Source organism: Amycolatopsis sp. cmx-11-12, from assembly GCF_046269425.1.
Lineage (GTDB): Bacteria > Actinomycetota > Actinomycetes > Mycobacteriales > Pseudonocardiaceae > Amycolatopsis.
Genome location: NZ_JADNQM010000025.1, coordinates 74,758 through 89,802, shown reverse-complemented (window position 1 = coordinate 89,802; position 15,045 = coordinate 74,758). Strand labels below are relative to the sequence as shown.

Below are 15,045 nucleotides of genomic sequence, written 5' to 3'. Positions count from 1 at the left end.
CTCCTATTCTCCGGCCGGGGGTGCTCCGGCGAGCAGCGGAGCGGGGTCGATCCGGCTCACTTCCCAGCGGCCTGCCCGCGCGACAAGGGTGAAGGCGTAGTCGATCGTGGTGACCTGCCCGAGTGCGTCGTATCCCCAAGCCCGAGCGGCTACGTGAACCTCGGTTCCATCCAGCGGCCGAGCTGCCTGACCGGGCTCGAACGGCTCGTGTGTACGCAGCTCCAGCAGCTGCACCTCGGCATACAGCGGTGGAACGATCGCGCCGATGCTCGCCCCTGGCGCGATGTAGCGGTTCAGCTCCCCTCGGCCGACGAGGTACGCGGCGAGAAAGCCGTGCACGGATTGACCGATCGGCCCGTTCAGCTCCGCGGCCTCCGGGTAATCGAGGTCGACCGCGGCGAGCGTGCGCGGACACGCCACCGGCGCCGGAAGCGATGCTGCGACATAGCCTTCGGCACCTCCGACGAGGCTGACCTCGGCGCAGGCCAGCCTCGCTCGGTGCCGGCCGTCGGGTTGCTGAACCAAGATGTTGGCCGCCACCATCACCGACCAGGCGCCCGGCCGCGGTGACACGACCGACAACGTGCTGGTGTCGACGGGGATCTGCGTGCCGACCGCGCGAGTCGACTTCATCCCCGCCGGATAGAAGGCCTCCAGCCCAGCGGAATCGTCACGGTTGGCCGAGAGCCACGACCGGACGTACATCTCCGCCCAGCCCTGCGGCTCACGACCCTCAAGCGGCTGCTCAGACCGCAGGGCTTCAGCCGGTGCGCTCGGACGCAGCACCACCAGGCCCACAATCACGGCCAGCGGGCTCGCGACGATCACGCACCACCCCAGCACCCTGCCGATCCGTCGAGCCGCAGTGTGGACAACGGGCTCCAGTTGAGCATCGGGGATCGCCTGCGCGATTCGGCTCTCGCGACGCTTCATCACCACGCCTCGATTCCCAGCACCTGGTGCAGGCGTTTACGCAGCTCTCGATCGCCAGAACCGGCAAGCGCCTCGAAGGCGTCACAGGCCGGAAATCCGACCTCATCGAGAAAACGCCGGAGCTCCTCGTACAACTGCCGATCGACCATTGTCGACTCGAGTCGCCGCCCCAGGTCCCTCGCCCGAACACGAGCGTGAGCAATGAGCAGTTCGCCGGGGGCGAGGTCAGCACGGGGTCCGGTCACGGAAGCTCCCTGAGGTCTGGCGGGTTGCGCGGTGCTCAAGACACGCCCAGTCCGCCGACCTTTGATTCATCCCCGGCCGGAGCGTTGCCATTCACGACCAGCCTCAGCCAACGCGCCCAACGCTCGGTTCCGCCTCCGCGTCGCCGTCGGTTGACTCACGCCGAACAGCGCCCCGAGCTGGCGGTCCGTCGCGACCCCGTCCCGGCCCATCTGCTCCCCGAAGTACCGAGCGGTCAGGATCGCCGCGTCCTGTTCGTCGAGCCAACGCTGCTCAACCGCCCACGACAGCAGCTCCAGCAACTCCTCCGACGGGTCCTTCTCAGCCGGCGTCTCGGCCAGCGGCTGGTGCACCGCAACGTCGTCCATGGTCACGACTTCGGCGGCAGCTTGCGTGACGTCGACACCGAGCGCGCGAAGCGCTGTCCTTTGAGTGTCGAAGACAAGGTTGGCCGCGACGTGGTGCCGTCGTCGAAGCGGGTAACAGCGAATCTGCTCCCACAGGTGCCCGATCACTGCGGCCTGGACATCAGCGTTCGCCTCGTTCGCAGAGACCCCGGCTCCTGTGACACCACGGCGGGCTCCGAAGGTGCCGATCGCTGCCCGGCTCGCCCGGATGACCCGTCCGACGATGCCGGGCACCGCGGGCAACATGGCGTTCAGCACGACTTCCCCAGCGACGACCCCTTCGGCTCCGGCGAGCGCGGCCCGCTGCAACAGCGCGTACAGAACTTCGTCGTGGCGCGCATAGTCACGGCTGGCGAGGGTCTCCGAAAGCCGCTCGTGAGTACCAGCGCCGGCCAGCACGGTGTCTTGCGCTGACCAGGAACGCAGAGCGGTGTCGAATCGCAAGCGCGACCTCGGGTGAGCGAACTGGCGTTGGAGCGCAGTGAGCGGGCTGGAGGTGACTGACATCGTGGTGGCCCCTTCGAGCGGCGACAAGATCGCCACGAGGCTCGAAACCGCCCTCGCCCTTTCCCTGGCCCAGATCCTTGCTCCAGCTCTGGGGCAAGCCAACCTTCACCCGATCGGAGTCCGCCGAGACACCTCCGCAGCGGAGAGGAAGACTCCCGGTCAACATCGCGAGACGCGAGCCACGGCTGGGTCTCGCTGCTGTTCCAGCCGAACGAGACGAGGTCTCGGCCAGTCTCGATAGGTGCACATGCGACGTGCACCTGAGCGTCGATCGATCGGTGAATCCAAGCGGCGGCCGAAAGTGCATGTCTCGGTCGATCTCTTTCGATTCGTCGGCTCGTCTCTTCGTGGTGGCGAAGTCTCGCCGTTGACCGGAGTTAGGTCTCGGCAGGTTCGGGATGGACAAGATGAACACTTCTGGGGACAGCGCAGCTATTCCTGAGCCGTCCGAGAGGCCAGGCGACGGGCTCGTTTGGTGCTACGATCAACGTCTCAAATCTGGCGATCGCCGCTACTCTGCTTACGTCACAACGGTTTCTGGTGTCCAAGGCGATCGTCTTCGCGCGCGGCTCAACTCCGCGATCAGCGAGCTGCTCCAGTGGGCCGCGTACCAATCCAAGGACGAACCACCGCCATGACGACGTTCGAGCAAGTGAACAATCCTCCGGCGCCCGGCAGCTACGTCTCCGGGCCTTCCGGGCTGTCCGACTACGCCGTATCCCCCCTGGGCATGCCCGCGGCCTTGCTCCGGGACGAGGTCCGGGTGGCCTTCCTCGGCCGGACTTCCACCGAGGACCTGCAGGATCCTCGCCAGTCGATGCTGCGCCAGCTGGCCAACTGTAAGGCCGCGATACCTGACTCGTGGGTGATCGTGGCCCACTTCTACGACGTCGAGTCCGGCCGGCTTGCCCTGGACAACCGAGGCCGCGGGGCGAACTACGACCGCTTCGACATCCCCATCCCGCGAGCAGGCGGTGTCACCGACCTTCTCAAAGAAGCTCCAGGGCATACCCGGACGTTCGACGTCGTCATCTGTGAGGGCATCTCGCGTGTCGCGCGCCGGGCGTTCGAGGGCCTGTCCATCGAACGAGAACTCGAACGCGCGGACGTGCCGCTCTTCGCGTCGAACGAGCCGATCACCTTGTCCGGCAGCCGTGCACAGCGCGTTCTCCAGCGCCGCATCAACCAGTCCATCGCCGAGTACGAAGTCCTCAACACGCTGGAACAGTCCTGGGGCGGGCTCTGCACCCACGTCCGAGATGGCTGGAACATCGGTAAGCCGCCACACGGCTACAAGGCGAAGGTTCTGCCGCACCCGAACCCGACGAAGGCCGACAAGGGCAAGACCAAGTCTCGTCTCGAACCGGACGGGCGACAGGCCGAGACCGTCACGCAGATCTTCCACTGGCGGTACTACGACAGTCTCGGCTGCGAGACCATCGCGGACCTGCTGAACGCCGATCTCTATCGCTACCCGCCACCGACAGCACCCAGCAAGGCACGCACTCGCGGCTTCTGGGGAAGAAGTGCGGTCGACAACATCAGCACCAACCCCAAGTACACCGGCTACCAAGTCTTCAACCGCAGAGCCACGAAATCCCGCCGAGGCAAGGTCAACGACCCATACAAGTGGGTCTGGTCTCCCAAACCCGTCCACGAACCACTGGTGCCCAAGTGGATGTTCGACGAACTCACCGCCCGACGTGCGGCGAGGCGCGGTTCACGAGCGGACGGGACCACTAACCGGCATCCACAGACCGAACGCACCTACCTGTTCCGCGGCAGGGTCGTCCACAGCTGCGGACGCCGCATGATCGGCGACTCCAGGAAGGGGCGGCCGACGTACTACCTGTGCTGGCCCAGGAAGAACAACCGCGGCGTCGCCGACCCTCATGCCGATCTGCCCACCGCGGTCCGCATCCGCGAAGACGAACTCCTGGATGCCGTCGGACGCTTCTTCGCCGACCGCATCTTCGGTCCTGACCGTACGTCCATTCTGGAAGCCGATCTGGCCACTGTGGACGACAGCACCGCGCAAGCACGCGCAGAGGATCGACAACGCCTCCAACGGCAGCTCGCCGACATCGAACGCAAACAGGAAGCCCTCCTCCGGCAAGCCCAAGACGGCGCCCCCGACGACCCGTTCGCGAAGGCCCTGAGGCAGAGCTTCAACGAACTGGCGGCGAACAAGAACACCGTTCAAGCCGAGGTGGCCCAACTAGACGCGCAAGACAGCGAGACTCCAGCACCACCCATGCCATCGGACCTGAGCCTTCTGGACGCTGTTCCCTACTTACGGGTCAACTTGGCCAGGGCGCCGCAGCCCCTGCTTCAGGCGCTCTTCGAGGTGACACAGCTCACCGTGCAATTGAACGGCCTCGGCGACGTCGTGACGATCGGGGTTAAACTGCCAGCAGATCAAGTGCCCGCGATTGCGGAAGCAGGAGAAAGGATTACCGAAGCTATGTCAGCTTCCGAAATAGCAAAAAGCGCCGATCAGAGTGATCGGCACTCTTTGCGTGGTAGCTGCTTGTACCCCCGATGGGATTCGAACCCACGCTACCGGCGTGAGAGGCCGGCGTCCTAGGCCGCTAGACGACGGGGGCTAGGATCTTCCTCCTGCGAGAGGAGGTTTTCAGTTGTTCACCTGCTGTGTTGCTGCGGAGAAACTTACCAGACCGGGTTTCCCGCCTTCTCAGGGGGGTCACTCTGTGTTTCACTCCGGAGAGTTCTCCAGCTGGGGTACCAGGACTCGAACCTAGACTAACTGGACCAGAACCAGTCGTGCTGCCAATTACACCATACCCCAGTGAGGTACTGTTCCGGTCTTGACCGGCTCAGTACCGCACGAGAAAGAATACTAGAGCACGCTGTTCCGCACCGTGAAAGCGGGGGTCTCGGTAGCGCGCTGAGCCGGGACGCCGAGCTTCGCGAACTCGGAAACGAGCAGCTCAGGCAGCTCGTCGAGGCCGGAGATGGTGTGCACGCCCGCCGGGGCGCGCTCGGCGATGCCGTCCCGGTCGAGCCAGACGGCGCCCAAGCCGGCGTCGCGCGCGCCGATGGCGTCGGTGTCGAGCTTGTCGCCGACGTGGACGGCCTGCGCCGGGTCGCAGCCGAGGCCGAGGCAGACCGAGTGGAACATCGCCGGGTCCGGTTTGGCTACTCCGAGTTCACCTGCGATGGCCACGTGGTCGAAGAACCGGGCGAGTCCGAGGTCGGCGATCTTCTTGCGCTGATGTGTGCCCGAGGCGTTGGTGACGGCCGCGACGAGGACGCCGGCGGCTCGGAGCCATTCCAGGCACGGGAGGACATCTTCGAACAATTGCCACGAACGGGTGAGGATTTCACGGCGGCGTTTTTCGAAGCCGGTGACCTGGTCTTCGTCGGCCAGAATGCCGATCTCGGCGAGGAAGCATTCAGTACGCCGGTGATGCATGGTCGCGTAATCGATTTCACCCGCGATCACCAGCGCGACATGCTCTTCGGTGATGAGATCCCACAGCGGCCAAAGATCGTTCTGGCCGGTGAGCGCGCGCAGGCTGAGCCGGATCGCCGCTGTGCAGTCGATCAACGTGTCGTCGATGTCGAGGCACACCAACCGTAATTCCGGGGGCTCCCAAGGGGCGCCGTCCGGAACGTCCGGCGTGGTTCGTGACGGGGTCCGGGGCACGAGAGCGAAATCCACCAAGTGAGGCTAGGGCACTCAGCGCGATCGCGACTCTGCCGATGAGGTGATTAAGGCTGGTCTGTTCCGGCGCGGGCACTCTACTCCCAGTTGGTGAGATGTCGTGTTTTAGTTACCGGGCAACGGCTAACGCGGACGGGCGGGTGAAATGTCGATTCCCGGCGCCTGGTTCGATTCGCGGCGCGCACACCCTGTGACGACGACGAAATCCTTACGAGGCTTACGTCGCGGACCGTCCACAAGGGCGTTTCCGCGGCCGGTGTCCTTCCAGGACCGTCCTACCCCTTTTGAGTCCTATTTGGACGGTCGCTCGGACGCGCGCGGGTCGGTGAGACCTCGGCCATAGCCCGATCAGCGTATCCGCCCGGACGGCGCTTGACGCGCCGGTCGGGCAGGTGCATGCTGAGCTTATTCAACAGGTGATGAATAAGGGTTTCGAAGGGGTGGGACGGATGAACGAACGCACGAACTGCGTGGTCGTCGGCGGTGGCCCCGCGGGCATGGTCGCGGGGTTGCTGCTGGCCAGGGCCGGGGTCGAGGTCACCGTGCTGGAAAAGCACAAGGACTTCCTGCGGGACTTCCGCGGCGACACGGTGCACCCGTCGACGCTGACCCTTCTCGACGAACTGGGGCTCGGCGAGAAGTTCCTCAGCCTGCCGCACAGCGAGATCGCCTACGCCGGCTTCCCGGCCGAGGACGGCACGATGATGCGGCTGGCCGATTTGACCCGGCTGAAGGTGGCGCATCCCTTCATCGCGATGGTCCCGCAGTGGGACTTCCTGGACCTGCTCGCCGACGCCGGCGCGAAGGAACCCGCTTTCACGCTGCGGCAAAGCACCGAGATGACCGGGCTGCTCTTGGAACGGGGCCGGGTGACCGGTGTGCGCTACCGCGACGCCGAGGGGAAGACCGGTGAACTGCGCGCCGACCTGGTGATCGCGGCCGACGGCCGCTGGTCGCTGGCCCGGCGGGAGGCGGGGCTGATGACGAAGGAGTACCCCATCCCGTTCGACGCGTGGTGGTTCCGGATCTCACGGCGTGAGGGGGAACTCGAGGGGAGGCTGGCCCCGAAGATGCGAGATCGCCGGTTCGCCGTGCCGTTGCCGCGCAAGGGCTACTTCCAGATCGCCTACCTCAGCCCCAAGGGCGACGACCTGCGCGACAAGGGCATCGAAGCGTTCCGGGAGAACGTGGCCGCGATTCTGCCCGAGCTGGCCGACCGCGTGGACGAACTGAAGACGACCGACGACATCAAGTTCCTGGACGTCAAAATGAACCTGCTGCGGAAGTGGCACCTCGACGGGCTGCTGTGCATCGGTGACGCGGCGCACGCGATGTCACCGGTCGGCGGGGTCGGCATCAACCTCGCGGTGCAGGACGCGGTCGCGGCCGCCACCCTGCTCGCCGAACCATTGCGCCGGGGCCGGCCGTCGGTGGCGGATCTGGCGAAGGTCCGCAAGCGCCGTCTCGCGCCGACCATGCTGGTGCAGGGGCTGCAACGCATGTTGCACAAGAACGTCATGCGGCCGGTGATGGAGGGCAGGCGCAACGGCCCGCCCGCGCCGATGGTGAGGCTGTTCAGCCGCTTCCCCGTGCTGTCCTACGTCCCCGCGCGGCTGCTGGGCCTGGGGCTACGGCCGGAGCACGCCCCGGCGTTCGCGCGGCGGGCGATGGAGCCAGTGGACGGTTAGCCTCCGGATGTTATGAACGGTCCGTTCATCACAGATTTTGTTATGAACGGACCGTTCATAACACGCTTCAGACGCTCTGCACCGGGTTCGTCAGGGTGCCGATGCCCTCGATGGTGATCGAAACGGACTGACCGTCCTCGATCGGGCCGACGCCCTCGGGAGTACCCGTCAGGATGATGTCGCCGGGCAGCAGGGTCATCACGCCGGACACGAATTCGACCAGCTCGGGGATCTTGTGCACCAGGTCCGACGTCCGGCCGTCCTGCTTGAGGACACCGTCCACCTCGGACTTGAGCGCGAGGTCCGCCGCGTCGATCGAGGTCTCGATCCACGGACCGAGCGGGCAGAAGGTGTCGAAACCCTTCGCCCGGCCCCACTGGCCGTCGGCCTTCTGCAGGTCACGCGCGCTGACGTCGTTCGCCACCGTGTAGCCGAGGATCGCGCTCGCCGCACGGGCGGCGGGCACGTTCTTCACCGGCTGGCCGATGACGATGGCCAGTTCACCCTCGAAGTCGACGCGCCCGATGCCGTCGGGAACGCGGATGGGCGCGTTCGGGCCGATCACCGTGGTCGACGGCTTGATGAACAGCATCGGGTCCTGCGGGAGCTCGTTGCCGAACTCGGCCGCGTGCTTGGCGTAGTTCCGGCCGACCGCGATCACCTTCGACGGCAGGATCGGCGCGAGCAGCCGGACATCGGCGAGCGGCCAGCGCTTGCCGGTGAAGTTGGGGTTGCCGAAGGGGTGCTCGGCGATTTCGAGTACCTGGGCGTCGTCGCCGTCCCCTTCGACCGAAGCGAACGCGACACCACCGGGATGAGCAATACGGGCTAGACGCACTCCCCCACTGTACGACTCCTCAGGCCGGGCCCTCGGAGAGGGACTTGTGCACGAGCGCGTCGCACAGCGCGAGCCAGCTCGCTTCGACGATGTTGCCGTGCACGCCGACGGTGGTCCATTCCCGTTCGCCGTCGCTGGTCTCGACGAGCACCCGCGTGACGGCGTCGGTGCCCGGATGGCCGGGCAGGATCCGCACCTTGTAGTCGGCCAGCTCGACACTGTCCAACCAGGACAGATGCGGGCTGAGCGCCTCGCGCAGGGCGGCGTCGAGCGCGTGCACGGGGCCGTTGCCCTCGGCGGTGGCGATCACGCGCTGCCCGGCGACGTGCACCTTCACCGTCGCCTCGGAGACGACCTCGCCGTCGGAGCGGTGGTCCAGCACGACCCGGTACGACTCGAGTTCGAACGGCGGTTCGTCGAGGACGTCGCTCTGCGGGCCGTCGACTTCCCGCCGCAGCAACAGTTCCAGTGAAGCGTCCGCGGCTTCGAACGACCAGCCCTCGGATTCGAGTTGCTTCACCTTGCGAACGGCGCTCGTCAGCGCCTCGGGCTGGCCGGCAAGGTCGACCCCGAGCTCACGTCCCTTGAGCTCCAGGCTGGCCCTGCCGGCCATCTCGGTGACCAGTACCCGCATGTCATTGCCGACAGAAGCTGGATCGATGTGGTTGTACAACAACGGATCCACCTTGATCGCGCTCGCGTGCAGTCCCGCCTTGTGAGCGAAAGCCGACGCCCCTACGTAAGCCTGGTGGGTGTAGGGGGCGAGGTTGGCGATTTCGGCAAGAGCATGGGAGACCCGGGTGAGCTCGGCGGCGCCTCCGGTCGGGAGCACCGCCATTCCGAGCTTGGTCACCAGATTTCCCGTGACGGCGAACAGATCGGCGTTACCCGCCCGTTCGCCGTACCCATTGGCGGTGCACTGGACGTGCGTCACGCCGGCCTGCACGGCGGCGACGGAGTTCGCCACCGCGCAGGAAGTGTCGTCCTGACAATGGATTCCGAGCCGGAATCCGGTCCTTTCCTTGACCTCGCGGACGGTTTCCGCGAGGCCGAGCGGCAACTGACCGCCGTTGGTGTCGCACAGCACGGCGACGTCTGCGCCCGCGTTCACCCCAGCGTCGAGCACCTTCAGCGCGGTGTCCGGGGAGAACGCGTAGCCGTCGAAAAAGTGTTCCGCGTCAAGGAAGACGCGACGTCCTTCGCCGACGAGGAAAGCGACGGTGTCCCGCACCATCGCGCAGGCCTCGTCGACGTCGACCCGCAGCGCGCGTTCGATGTGGCGAAGGTCCGATTTGGCCACCAGCGTGATCACCGGCGCCTGCGAATCGAGCAGGGCCCGCACCTGCGCGTCCTTGTCCGCAGTGGTGCCCGCCTTGCGCGTCGCGCCGAACGCGACGAGCGCCGCGTGGCGCAGTTTCAGTTCGCCCGAAGCAGCGCGGGCGAAGAATTCCGTGTCCTTGGGCAGCGCGCCCGGCCATCCGCCTTCGATGAACCCGACCCCGAGGTCGTCGAGCAGCCTCGCCACCGCCAGTTTGTCCGTGACGGAGTAGGAGATCCCCTCGCGCTGCGCGCCGTCGCGCAACGTCGTGTCGTACAGGTGGAATGCGTCGCCGAGCGGCGTATCGGCGGGCTCCGTGCGGGTCACGGGTTTCTCCTTGTGGCGGGGCAAAGCTGGTTCGGGCAACAAAAAAACCTCCCGCATGGGTGCGAGAGGTTGCGCGCCGGGGGCTCTTGTGGAGCTGTTATCCGGCGCGCTCGGCGATAATGATGGTGCAGGAGGTCACGAACGCATCATGGCACACGCTCCGCCGGGCGTCCACAAGCCGGGCGACAGTTCCCACTTTCTGGGAGTTCCCCCGATGCTATGAACGGCCCGTTACTTGCAAAATTTGCAAGTAACGGGCCGTTCATGGCACAGCCGGATACTACGACTGAGTGACCGGGCGCACGTTCGACGACACCAGGGCCGCCAGCCGGTCACCGATCGCATGCGTCGCACCGGGCGACGCCTGGTCGCGGGTCGCGAGGTCGAAGGCCACCGAGGCCTCGATCCGCCGCGCCGCTTCCTTCTGTCCCAAGTGGTCCAGCAGCAGCGCGACCGAAAGCACCGCGGCGGTCGGGTCGGCGAGACCCTGGCCCGCGATGTCCGGCGCGCTGCCGTGCACCGGCTCGAACATGCTCGGGTTCCGCCGGGTGATGTCGAGGTTCCCGCTCGCCGCCAGACCGATGCCGCCGGTCACCGCGGCCGCCAGGTCGGTGATGATGTCGCCGAACAGGTTGTCCGTCACCACGACGTCGAATCGCGAGGGATCGGTCACCAGGTGGATGGTCGCGGCGTCCACATGGGAGTAAGCGACCGTCACCTCCGGGTGCTCCAGCGAGACCTCTTCGACGATCCGCGACCACAGCGAACCCGCGTACTCCAGCACGTTCGTCTTGTGCAGGAGCGTCAGGTGCTTGCGAGGCCGCGCCTCGGCGCGGTTGAACGCGTCGGTCACCACGCGCCGGACGCCGAACGCCGTGTTGACGCTGACCTCCGTCGCGATCTCGTGTTCGGTGTCCTTGCGCAGCAGGCCACCGTTGCCGGCGTACGGCCCCTCGGTGCCCTCACGCACGACGACCATGTCGATCTCGCCCGAGTCGGCGAGCGGGCCACGCACCCCCGGGTACAACCGGGCGGGCCTCAAGTTCACGTGGTGGTCGAGCTCGAAACGGAGCCGCAGCAGCAAACCACGCTCCAGAATGCCGCTCGGCACCGTCGGGTCGCCCACCGCGCCCAGCAGGATCGCATCGTGCTGACGGAGTTCGCCGAGCACGGACTCCGGAAGCAGCTCACCGGTGGAGTGCCACCGGGCGGCGCCGAGGTCGTAGTTCGTGATCTCCGCCGTAGGTACGACCTCACCGAGCACCTTGAGCGCCTCGGAGACCACTTCGGGCCCGATCCCGTCTCCTGGGATCACCGCGAGCCGCATCCACACACCTCCGTAGACCAGGCCACCGGCAGTCCGGATGGCCCATCCGCAAGAAAACGCCAGCAGCGGAAGGTTACCGGCCGTAGCCCGGTAGCCGTAGCCGCACCACCCTTATGCCGGAATCTCCCACAGAGCGAGACAGCCGAAAGAGTGAATACAAGAAGGGACGCCCTGGCGGAAAGCATGCCGCCAGGGCGTCCCTCACCTCATCGAACGCGGGTTACCGCACTACCGCGTCAGCCAACACCGATCGGCTGACGTCCGGTGTGCCGACCACCGTTGCCCGGCCGGTCGGCGCCCGCGTTGTCGTTACCGGCGTTCGCCTGGATCTTCACCACGTTCGCCCGGTTACCCGAGGCGTTGTGGTGATCGATCGCCAGCAGGCCGAGGACGGTGTCCTGCGCGGCCGTGTTGCGGTTGACCACGAGCGCCGTGCCCGGCTTCGCGACGTAGCCCAGCGCGGAGTCGCCGCCGCCCTGGACGGTGTACGCGGGAGCCAAGGCGTCGAACGAAAGCGGCGTGCCGACGTAGTCGATCGTCGACGAGTCCGCACCCGGCGCCGCGTAGAACCCGGAGGTCCCGACCGTGTAGCTGATCTTGTGCGACGCGGCGTTCGGGTCGATGCCCAGCGCGGCGATGCTCACCGGCAGCACGACGACGTTGGTGTCGTACACGTTCGTGTCGACGTCGCCGAGCTGGCCGTTGACCGGCTGGATGTCCACCTGCGGGAAGCCCGGCTTCAGCGCCACCGTGACGGCCACCAGCACATCGGTGGCGGTCACCTTCGTGACATAGGTCTCGAAGTCCGGTTGCCCGTCGCCCGTGGTGTCGATGTCCACGAACGGCGAGGTGTTGCTGCCCAGGTTGGCCAGGTCACTCCAGGTGGTGAGACCGAAGGCCAGCAACGCGTTCTCCGGCTCACCCTGCGCCTTGGCCAGCGGAGCCGTGGACGCCGCGCCGACGTAGCGCAGGTCGGCACCCTTGGCGGTCTGGTTCAGCGTGCAGTCGGTGGTGACGCCGCCGTCGCATTCGGGCAGCTGCGGGGATTCCGCCTGCAGCTCGAGCACGCTGATCAGCGAGCGGTACCGCTGCGGGCCGGTGCCCTGGTCGACGCCCTTGCCGGTCAGGTTCAGCACGGCCTGGTTCTGGCCGTTGCCGAAGTTGACCGTGCCCGGGGTGTTGATGGCCGAGACGGGCTTCGGCGCGGAGTACACCGAGAGTCGCAGCGGAACGGTCGTGCCGCTCTTCGGGGTGAACGCGATCCGGCCGGAGGCGTCCGCCACGAACTGCCGGGCGAGGCCGACCTGCGAGGCCGCCATGGTCGGGTCCATGACCTTGCGGAGCGCCTTGGGGTCGGCGATCTTCAGGGTCACCTTCACCAGCGCGACACCGCGCGGGCTCAGCTTCACGGTCGGCTTGTCCACTGTGTACTCGACACCGGGGAGCGAGTTCACGGCTTCGTAGCCCACCGAGTACTCGACCGGCTTGATGCCCTTGTTGACCACCTTGACCGTCTTGGTCAGGGTGACCGGGCCGCCCGCTTCGACGACGCCGAAGTTGACCGAGACGAAACCGGGGTTGTCGACGACGTAGGCCAGGACCTGGTTGTCCAGCGCGGCCTTCGCGTCGATCCGCCCGCTGCCGACGCGCTGCGGCCCGTAGGTGCGGCCCGACGCGTCGTGGATGTCGTGGCCGGCGGTGTTGATGACCGAGGCCTTGACCTCTTCGACCGACCAGTCCGGGTGCGCCTGACGGATCAGGGCGGTGATACCCGAGGTGTGCGGAGCCGCCATCGACGTTCCGGAGATGACCAGGCGGCCGGCGCCACTGCCACTGAGCGCCGACGAGATCGAGTCACCGGGCGCCGCGACGTCCGGCTTGCTCGCCGGACCGCGCCCGCCACGCGAGGTGAACGAGCTCGGGGTGTCCACAATGGACTGGTCGGTGGTCGGCACGGACACGCGGCCCTTGCCGGTCATGCGGACCTGCAGCGTGCCCGCGTTCAGCGCCGGGCGGAGCGACGCGGTCGCGCTGCCGGTGAGCTGGAACGTCGGGGTGGCGGCGTTGCCCGCGATCCCGGCCGAGAAGTGCTCCAGTGTCGAGGAGAACAGCGCGCCCTTGGCACCGGCGGCCTGCGCGTTGTTCGAGCGGGCGCCCGAACCACAGGCACGGGTCGCGTCGTTGTCGTCCCATTCGAGGAACACGATCTTGCCCGCGGCCTTGGCCTTGTCGGCTTCGGAGTACGGCTTGCAGCCGGCGGCGTTGTCGGCGGACAGCTTGACCACCGGCGCGGTGACGTCGAGCGTGTCGTAGGTCGCGTAGTTCTGGCTGAACTGCCCGGTCTTCGCACCCTTGACACCGTCGGGAGCGACGGCCTCGACGGCGTCGCGGAGGACGGACGCGTCACGGCTGCTGGCGACGGTCAGCGCTTCGGGCGTGTTGCCCGGCGCGCCGCCGACGTCGTTGAGGTCGCCACCGTTGCCCGCGGAGAACACCGGGACGACGTTGTTCGCGGCGATCTTGCGGACGAACAGCGAGTCCGGGTCATCCGGGGTGGCGAAGTCGCCGCCCAGCGAAAGGTTGACCACGTCGAGGTGGTCGGTGAAGTCGCCGTCACCGTCAGGGTCGAGCGACCAGTCGAGCGCCTGTGAGGTGACGTTGGTCGAGCCGTCGCAGCCGAAGACCTTGATCGCGTACAGGAGGGCCTTGGGCGCGGTGCCCGGGCCGATCTGCATCGCTTCGATCTTCTTCTTGTTCAGCTTCTTGTAGTCACCGGTGAAGGTCTTGCCCGCTTCGTCCACCCCGAAACCGGCGACCGTGCCCGCGACGTGCGTGCCGTGGTGGCCGCAGGAAAGCGGGTTGGGGTCCGGCTTCGGGACGTGGAGGGCCGGGTCGTCGCTGCCGGTGTCGTAGGCGTCGCCGACCAGGTCGATACCGCCGACGACCTTGTCGGTCGGGAAGGCGGGGGTGGCCTGGTCGCGGTTGATCGCCTTGTACGCCTCGGCCGTGCCCGGTCCGCCGAAGGTGGCGTGGGTGTAGTCGATGCCGTCGTCGATCACGCCGACGCGGATGCCGTCGCCGTAGCGGCCGGTCTGCTGCCACGAGGCGAGCGTGTTGGTCAGCTGGACCGCGCTGGAGTTGGTGCGGGTCTTCGGCACCACCTTCTTGACCGAGACGACGTCCGGCCGCTTCGCCAGCTCGCGGATCTTCGCCGCGTCGGCCGTGACGACCGCGCCGGCGACCGCGTTGGCGGTCTGGGTGACCAGCTGGGTTCCGGCGTCGGCGGCCTTGAGCTGACCGACGACGGAGTCCACCGTCGCGGCGGCGTCGGCCTTGGCGGCCTTCGCGGCCCGCTTCGCCTGGTCCCTGCCCCCACCCTTGTTCTGCTCGGCGTTGAAGGCGTCGACAGCGGGCTGCTTGGCCAGCTCGACGAAGGCGGTGATCTTGCCCTGGGCGGCCTTGAGCTTCGGTTCGACCTTCCCCTGGAATCCGTTACGGTCGATCTTCGCCGGCGTGATGCCGTCCGCGAGGGGGACATCCTGCGCGGCTGCGGTCGCCCCGGTCACGGACGTCGCGAGCAACGCGGCGAAGACCGCGGCCGATGAGCGGATGGCCCACCGGGGTACGCGGGATCTGTTCATGAGTACGTGCCCTCACTCGAGGCCTTGACTCGGAACCTGCCTGCCGCTCGAACACACCCCCGACGGTGAGCCCCGGCGCCGCGCCGTGCCCTTGACGGCGCGATGGTTCGGCCTCGCCGGAGAAACCT

The 15,045-nt window shown here is 67.1% G+C and carries 10 protein-coding genes, 2 tRNA genes and 1 pseudogene; 2 read left to right on the top strand and 11 right to left on the bottom strand.

Going from position 1 to position 15,045, the window contains the following annotated elements:
• Positions 1 to 3 precede the first annotated feature (3 nt).
• The 4 genes from ACLARN_RS29380 to ACLARN_RS29365 form a co-directional block, all read right to left on the bottom strand.
• Complete coding sequence (locus ACLARN_RS29380) at positions 4 to 933, bottom strand: hypothetical protein (RefSeq protein WP_409494708.1); 930 nt, start codon at positions 931 to 933, stop codon at positions 4 to 6.
• On the bottom strand, positions 933 to 1,178 hold the full coding sequence (locus tag ACLARN_RS29375) for a hypothetical protein (protein ID WP_409494707.1): 246 nt from the start codon (positions 1,176 to 1,178) through the stop codon (positions 933 to 935). The genes ACLARN_RS29380 and ACLARN_RS29375 overlap by 1 nt, the downstream gene beginning before the upstream one ends.
• Before the next feature lie 66 nt (positions 1,179 to 1,244).
• Positions 1,245 to 2,126, bottom strand: a complete 882-nt coding sequence (locus tag ACLARN_RS29370) for a hypothetical protein (protein ID WP_409494706.1) — start codon at positions 2,124 to 2,126, stop codon at positions 1,245 to 1,247.
• 484 nt (positions 2,127 to 2,610) lie between these two features.
• Positions 2,611 to 3,495 (bottom strand): hypothetical protein, encoded by an 885-nt coding sequence (locus tag ACLARN_RS29365; protein ID WP_409494705.1) that lies wholly within the window; start codon positions 3,493 to 3,495, stop codon positions 2,611 to 2,613.
• Here ACLARN_RS29365 and ACLARN_RS29360 point away from each other — a divergent pair.
• Positions 3,397 to 3,978 (top strand): annotated as a pseudogene (locus ACLARN_RS29360) (recombinase family protein); the annotation flags it as partial. The gene ACLARN_RS29365 and the pseudogene ACLARN_RS29360 sit on opposite strands and share 99 nt — an antisense overlap.
• 645 nt (positions 3,979 to 4,623) lie before the next feature.
• Here ACLARN_RS29360 and ACLARN_RS29355 read toward each other — a convergent pair.
• The 3 genes from ACLARN_RS29355 to ACLARN_RS29345 form a co-directional block, all read right to left on the bottom strand.
• Positions 4,624 to 4,696, bottom strand: a tRNA-Glu gene (locus ACLARN_RS29355).
• A gap of 131 nt (positions 4,697 to 4,827) precedes the next feature.
• Positions 4,828 to 4,899: transfer RNA gene (locus ACLARN_RS29350), tRNA-Gln, on the bottom strand.
• Between the two features lie 51 nt (positions 4,900 to 4,950).
• A complete protein-coding gene (locus tag ACLARN_RS29345; RefSeq protein ID WP_409494760.1) occupies positions 4,951 to 5,685 on the bottom strand; it encodes an HAD family hydrolase in 735 nt (244 codons plus the stop codon).
• A gap of 542 nt (positions 5,686 to 6,227) precedes the next feature.
• Between ACLARN_RS29345 and ACLARN_RS29340 the strand changes: the two genes are divergently transcribed.
• Positions 6,228 to 7,466: an FAD-dependent oxidoreductase gene (locus ACLARN_RS29340; RefSeq protein ID WP_409494704.1), complete on the top strand. Its 1,239-nt coding sequence runs from the start codon at positions 6,228 to 6,230 to the stop codon at positions 7,464 to 7,466.
• A gap of 67 nt (positions 7,467 to 7,533) precedes the next feature.
• Here ACLARN_RS29340 and ACLARN_RS29335 read toward each other — a convergent pair whose 3' ends face one another.
• From ACLARN_RS29335 to ACLARN_RS29320, 4 genes are all read right to left on the bottom strand, one after another.
• On the bottom strand, positions 7,534 to 8,304 hold the full coding sequence (locus tag ACLARN_RS29335; protein ID WP_409494703.1) for a fumarylacetoacetate hydrolase family protein: 771 nt from the start codon (positions 8,302 to 8,304) through the stop codon (positions 7,534 to 7,536).
• A 19-nt stretch (positions 8,305 to 8,323) separates the two neighbouring features.
• Entirely contained in the window at positions 8,324 to 9,949 is a 1,626-nt protein-coding gene (gene cimA, locus ACLARN_RS29330) for a citramalate synthase (protein ID WP_409494702.1), read from the bottom strand.
• 280 nt (positions 9,950 to 10,229) lie between these two features.
• On the bottom strand, positions 10,230 to 11,276 hold the full coding sequence (locus tag ACLARN_RS29325) for a 3-isopropylmalate dehydrogenase (protein WP_409494701.1): 1,047 nt from the start codon (positions 11,274 to 11,276) through the stop codon (positions 10,230 to 10,232).
• Between the two features lie 236 nt (positions 11,277 to 11,512).
• Positions 11,513 to 14,917, bottom strand: coding sequence for a S8 family serine peptidase (locus tag ACLARN_RS29320; RefSeq protein WP_409494700.1), 3,405 nt, complete (start codon positions 14,915 to 14,917; stop codon positions 11,513 to 11,515).
• Positions 14,918 to 15,045 lie beyond the last annotated feature (128 nt).

Bases quoted from the DNA above. Each gene is read 5' to 3' on its own strand.
- ACLARN_RS29380 (WP_409494708.1), bottom strand. From the start codon at position 933: ATGAAGCGTCGCGAGAGCCGAATCGCGCAGGCGATCCCCGATGCTCAA.
- ACLARN_RS29320 (WP_409494700.1), bottom strand. From the start codon at position 14,917: ATGAACAGATCCCGCGTACCCCGGTGGGCCATCCGCTCATCGGCCGCG.
- ACLARN_RS29325 (WP_409494701.1), bottom strand. From the start codon at position 11,276: ATGCGGCTCGCGGTGATCCCAGGAGACGGGATCGGGCCCGAAGTGGTC.
- ACLARN_RS29340 (WP_409494704.1), top strand. From the start codon at position 6,228: ATGAACGAACGCACGAACTGCGTGGTCGTCGGCGGTGGCCCCGCGGGC.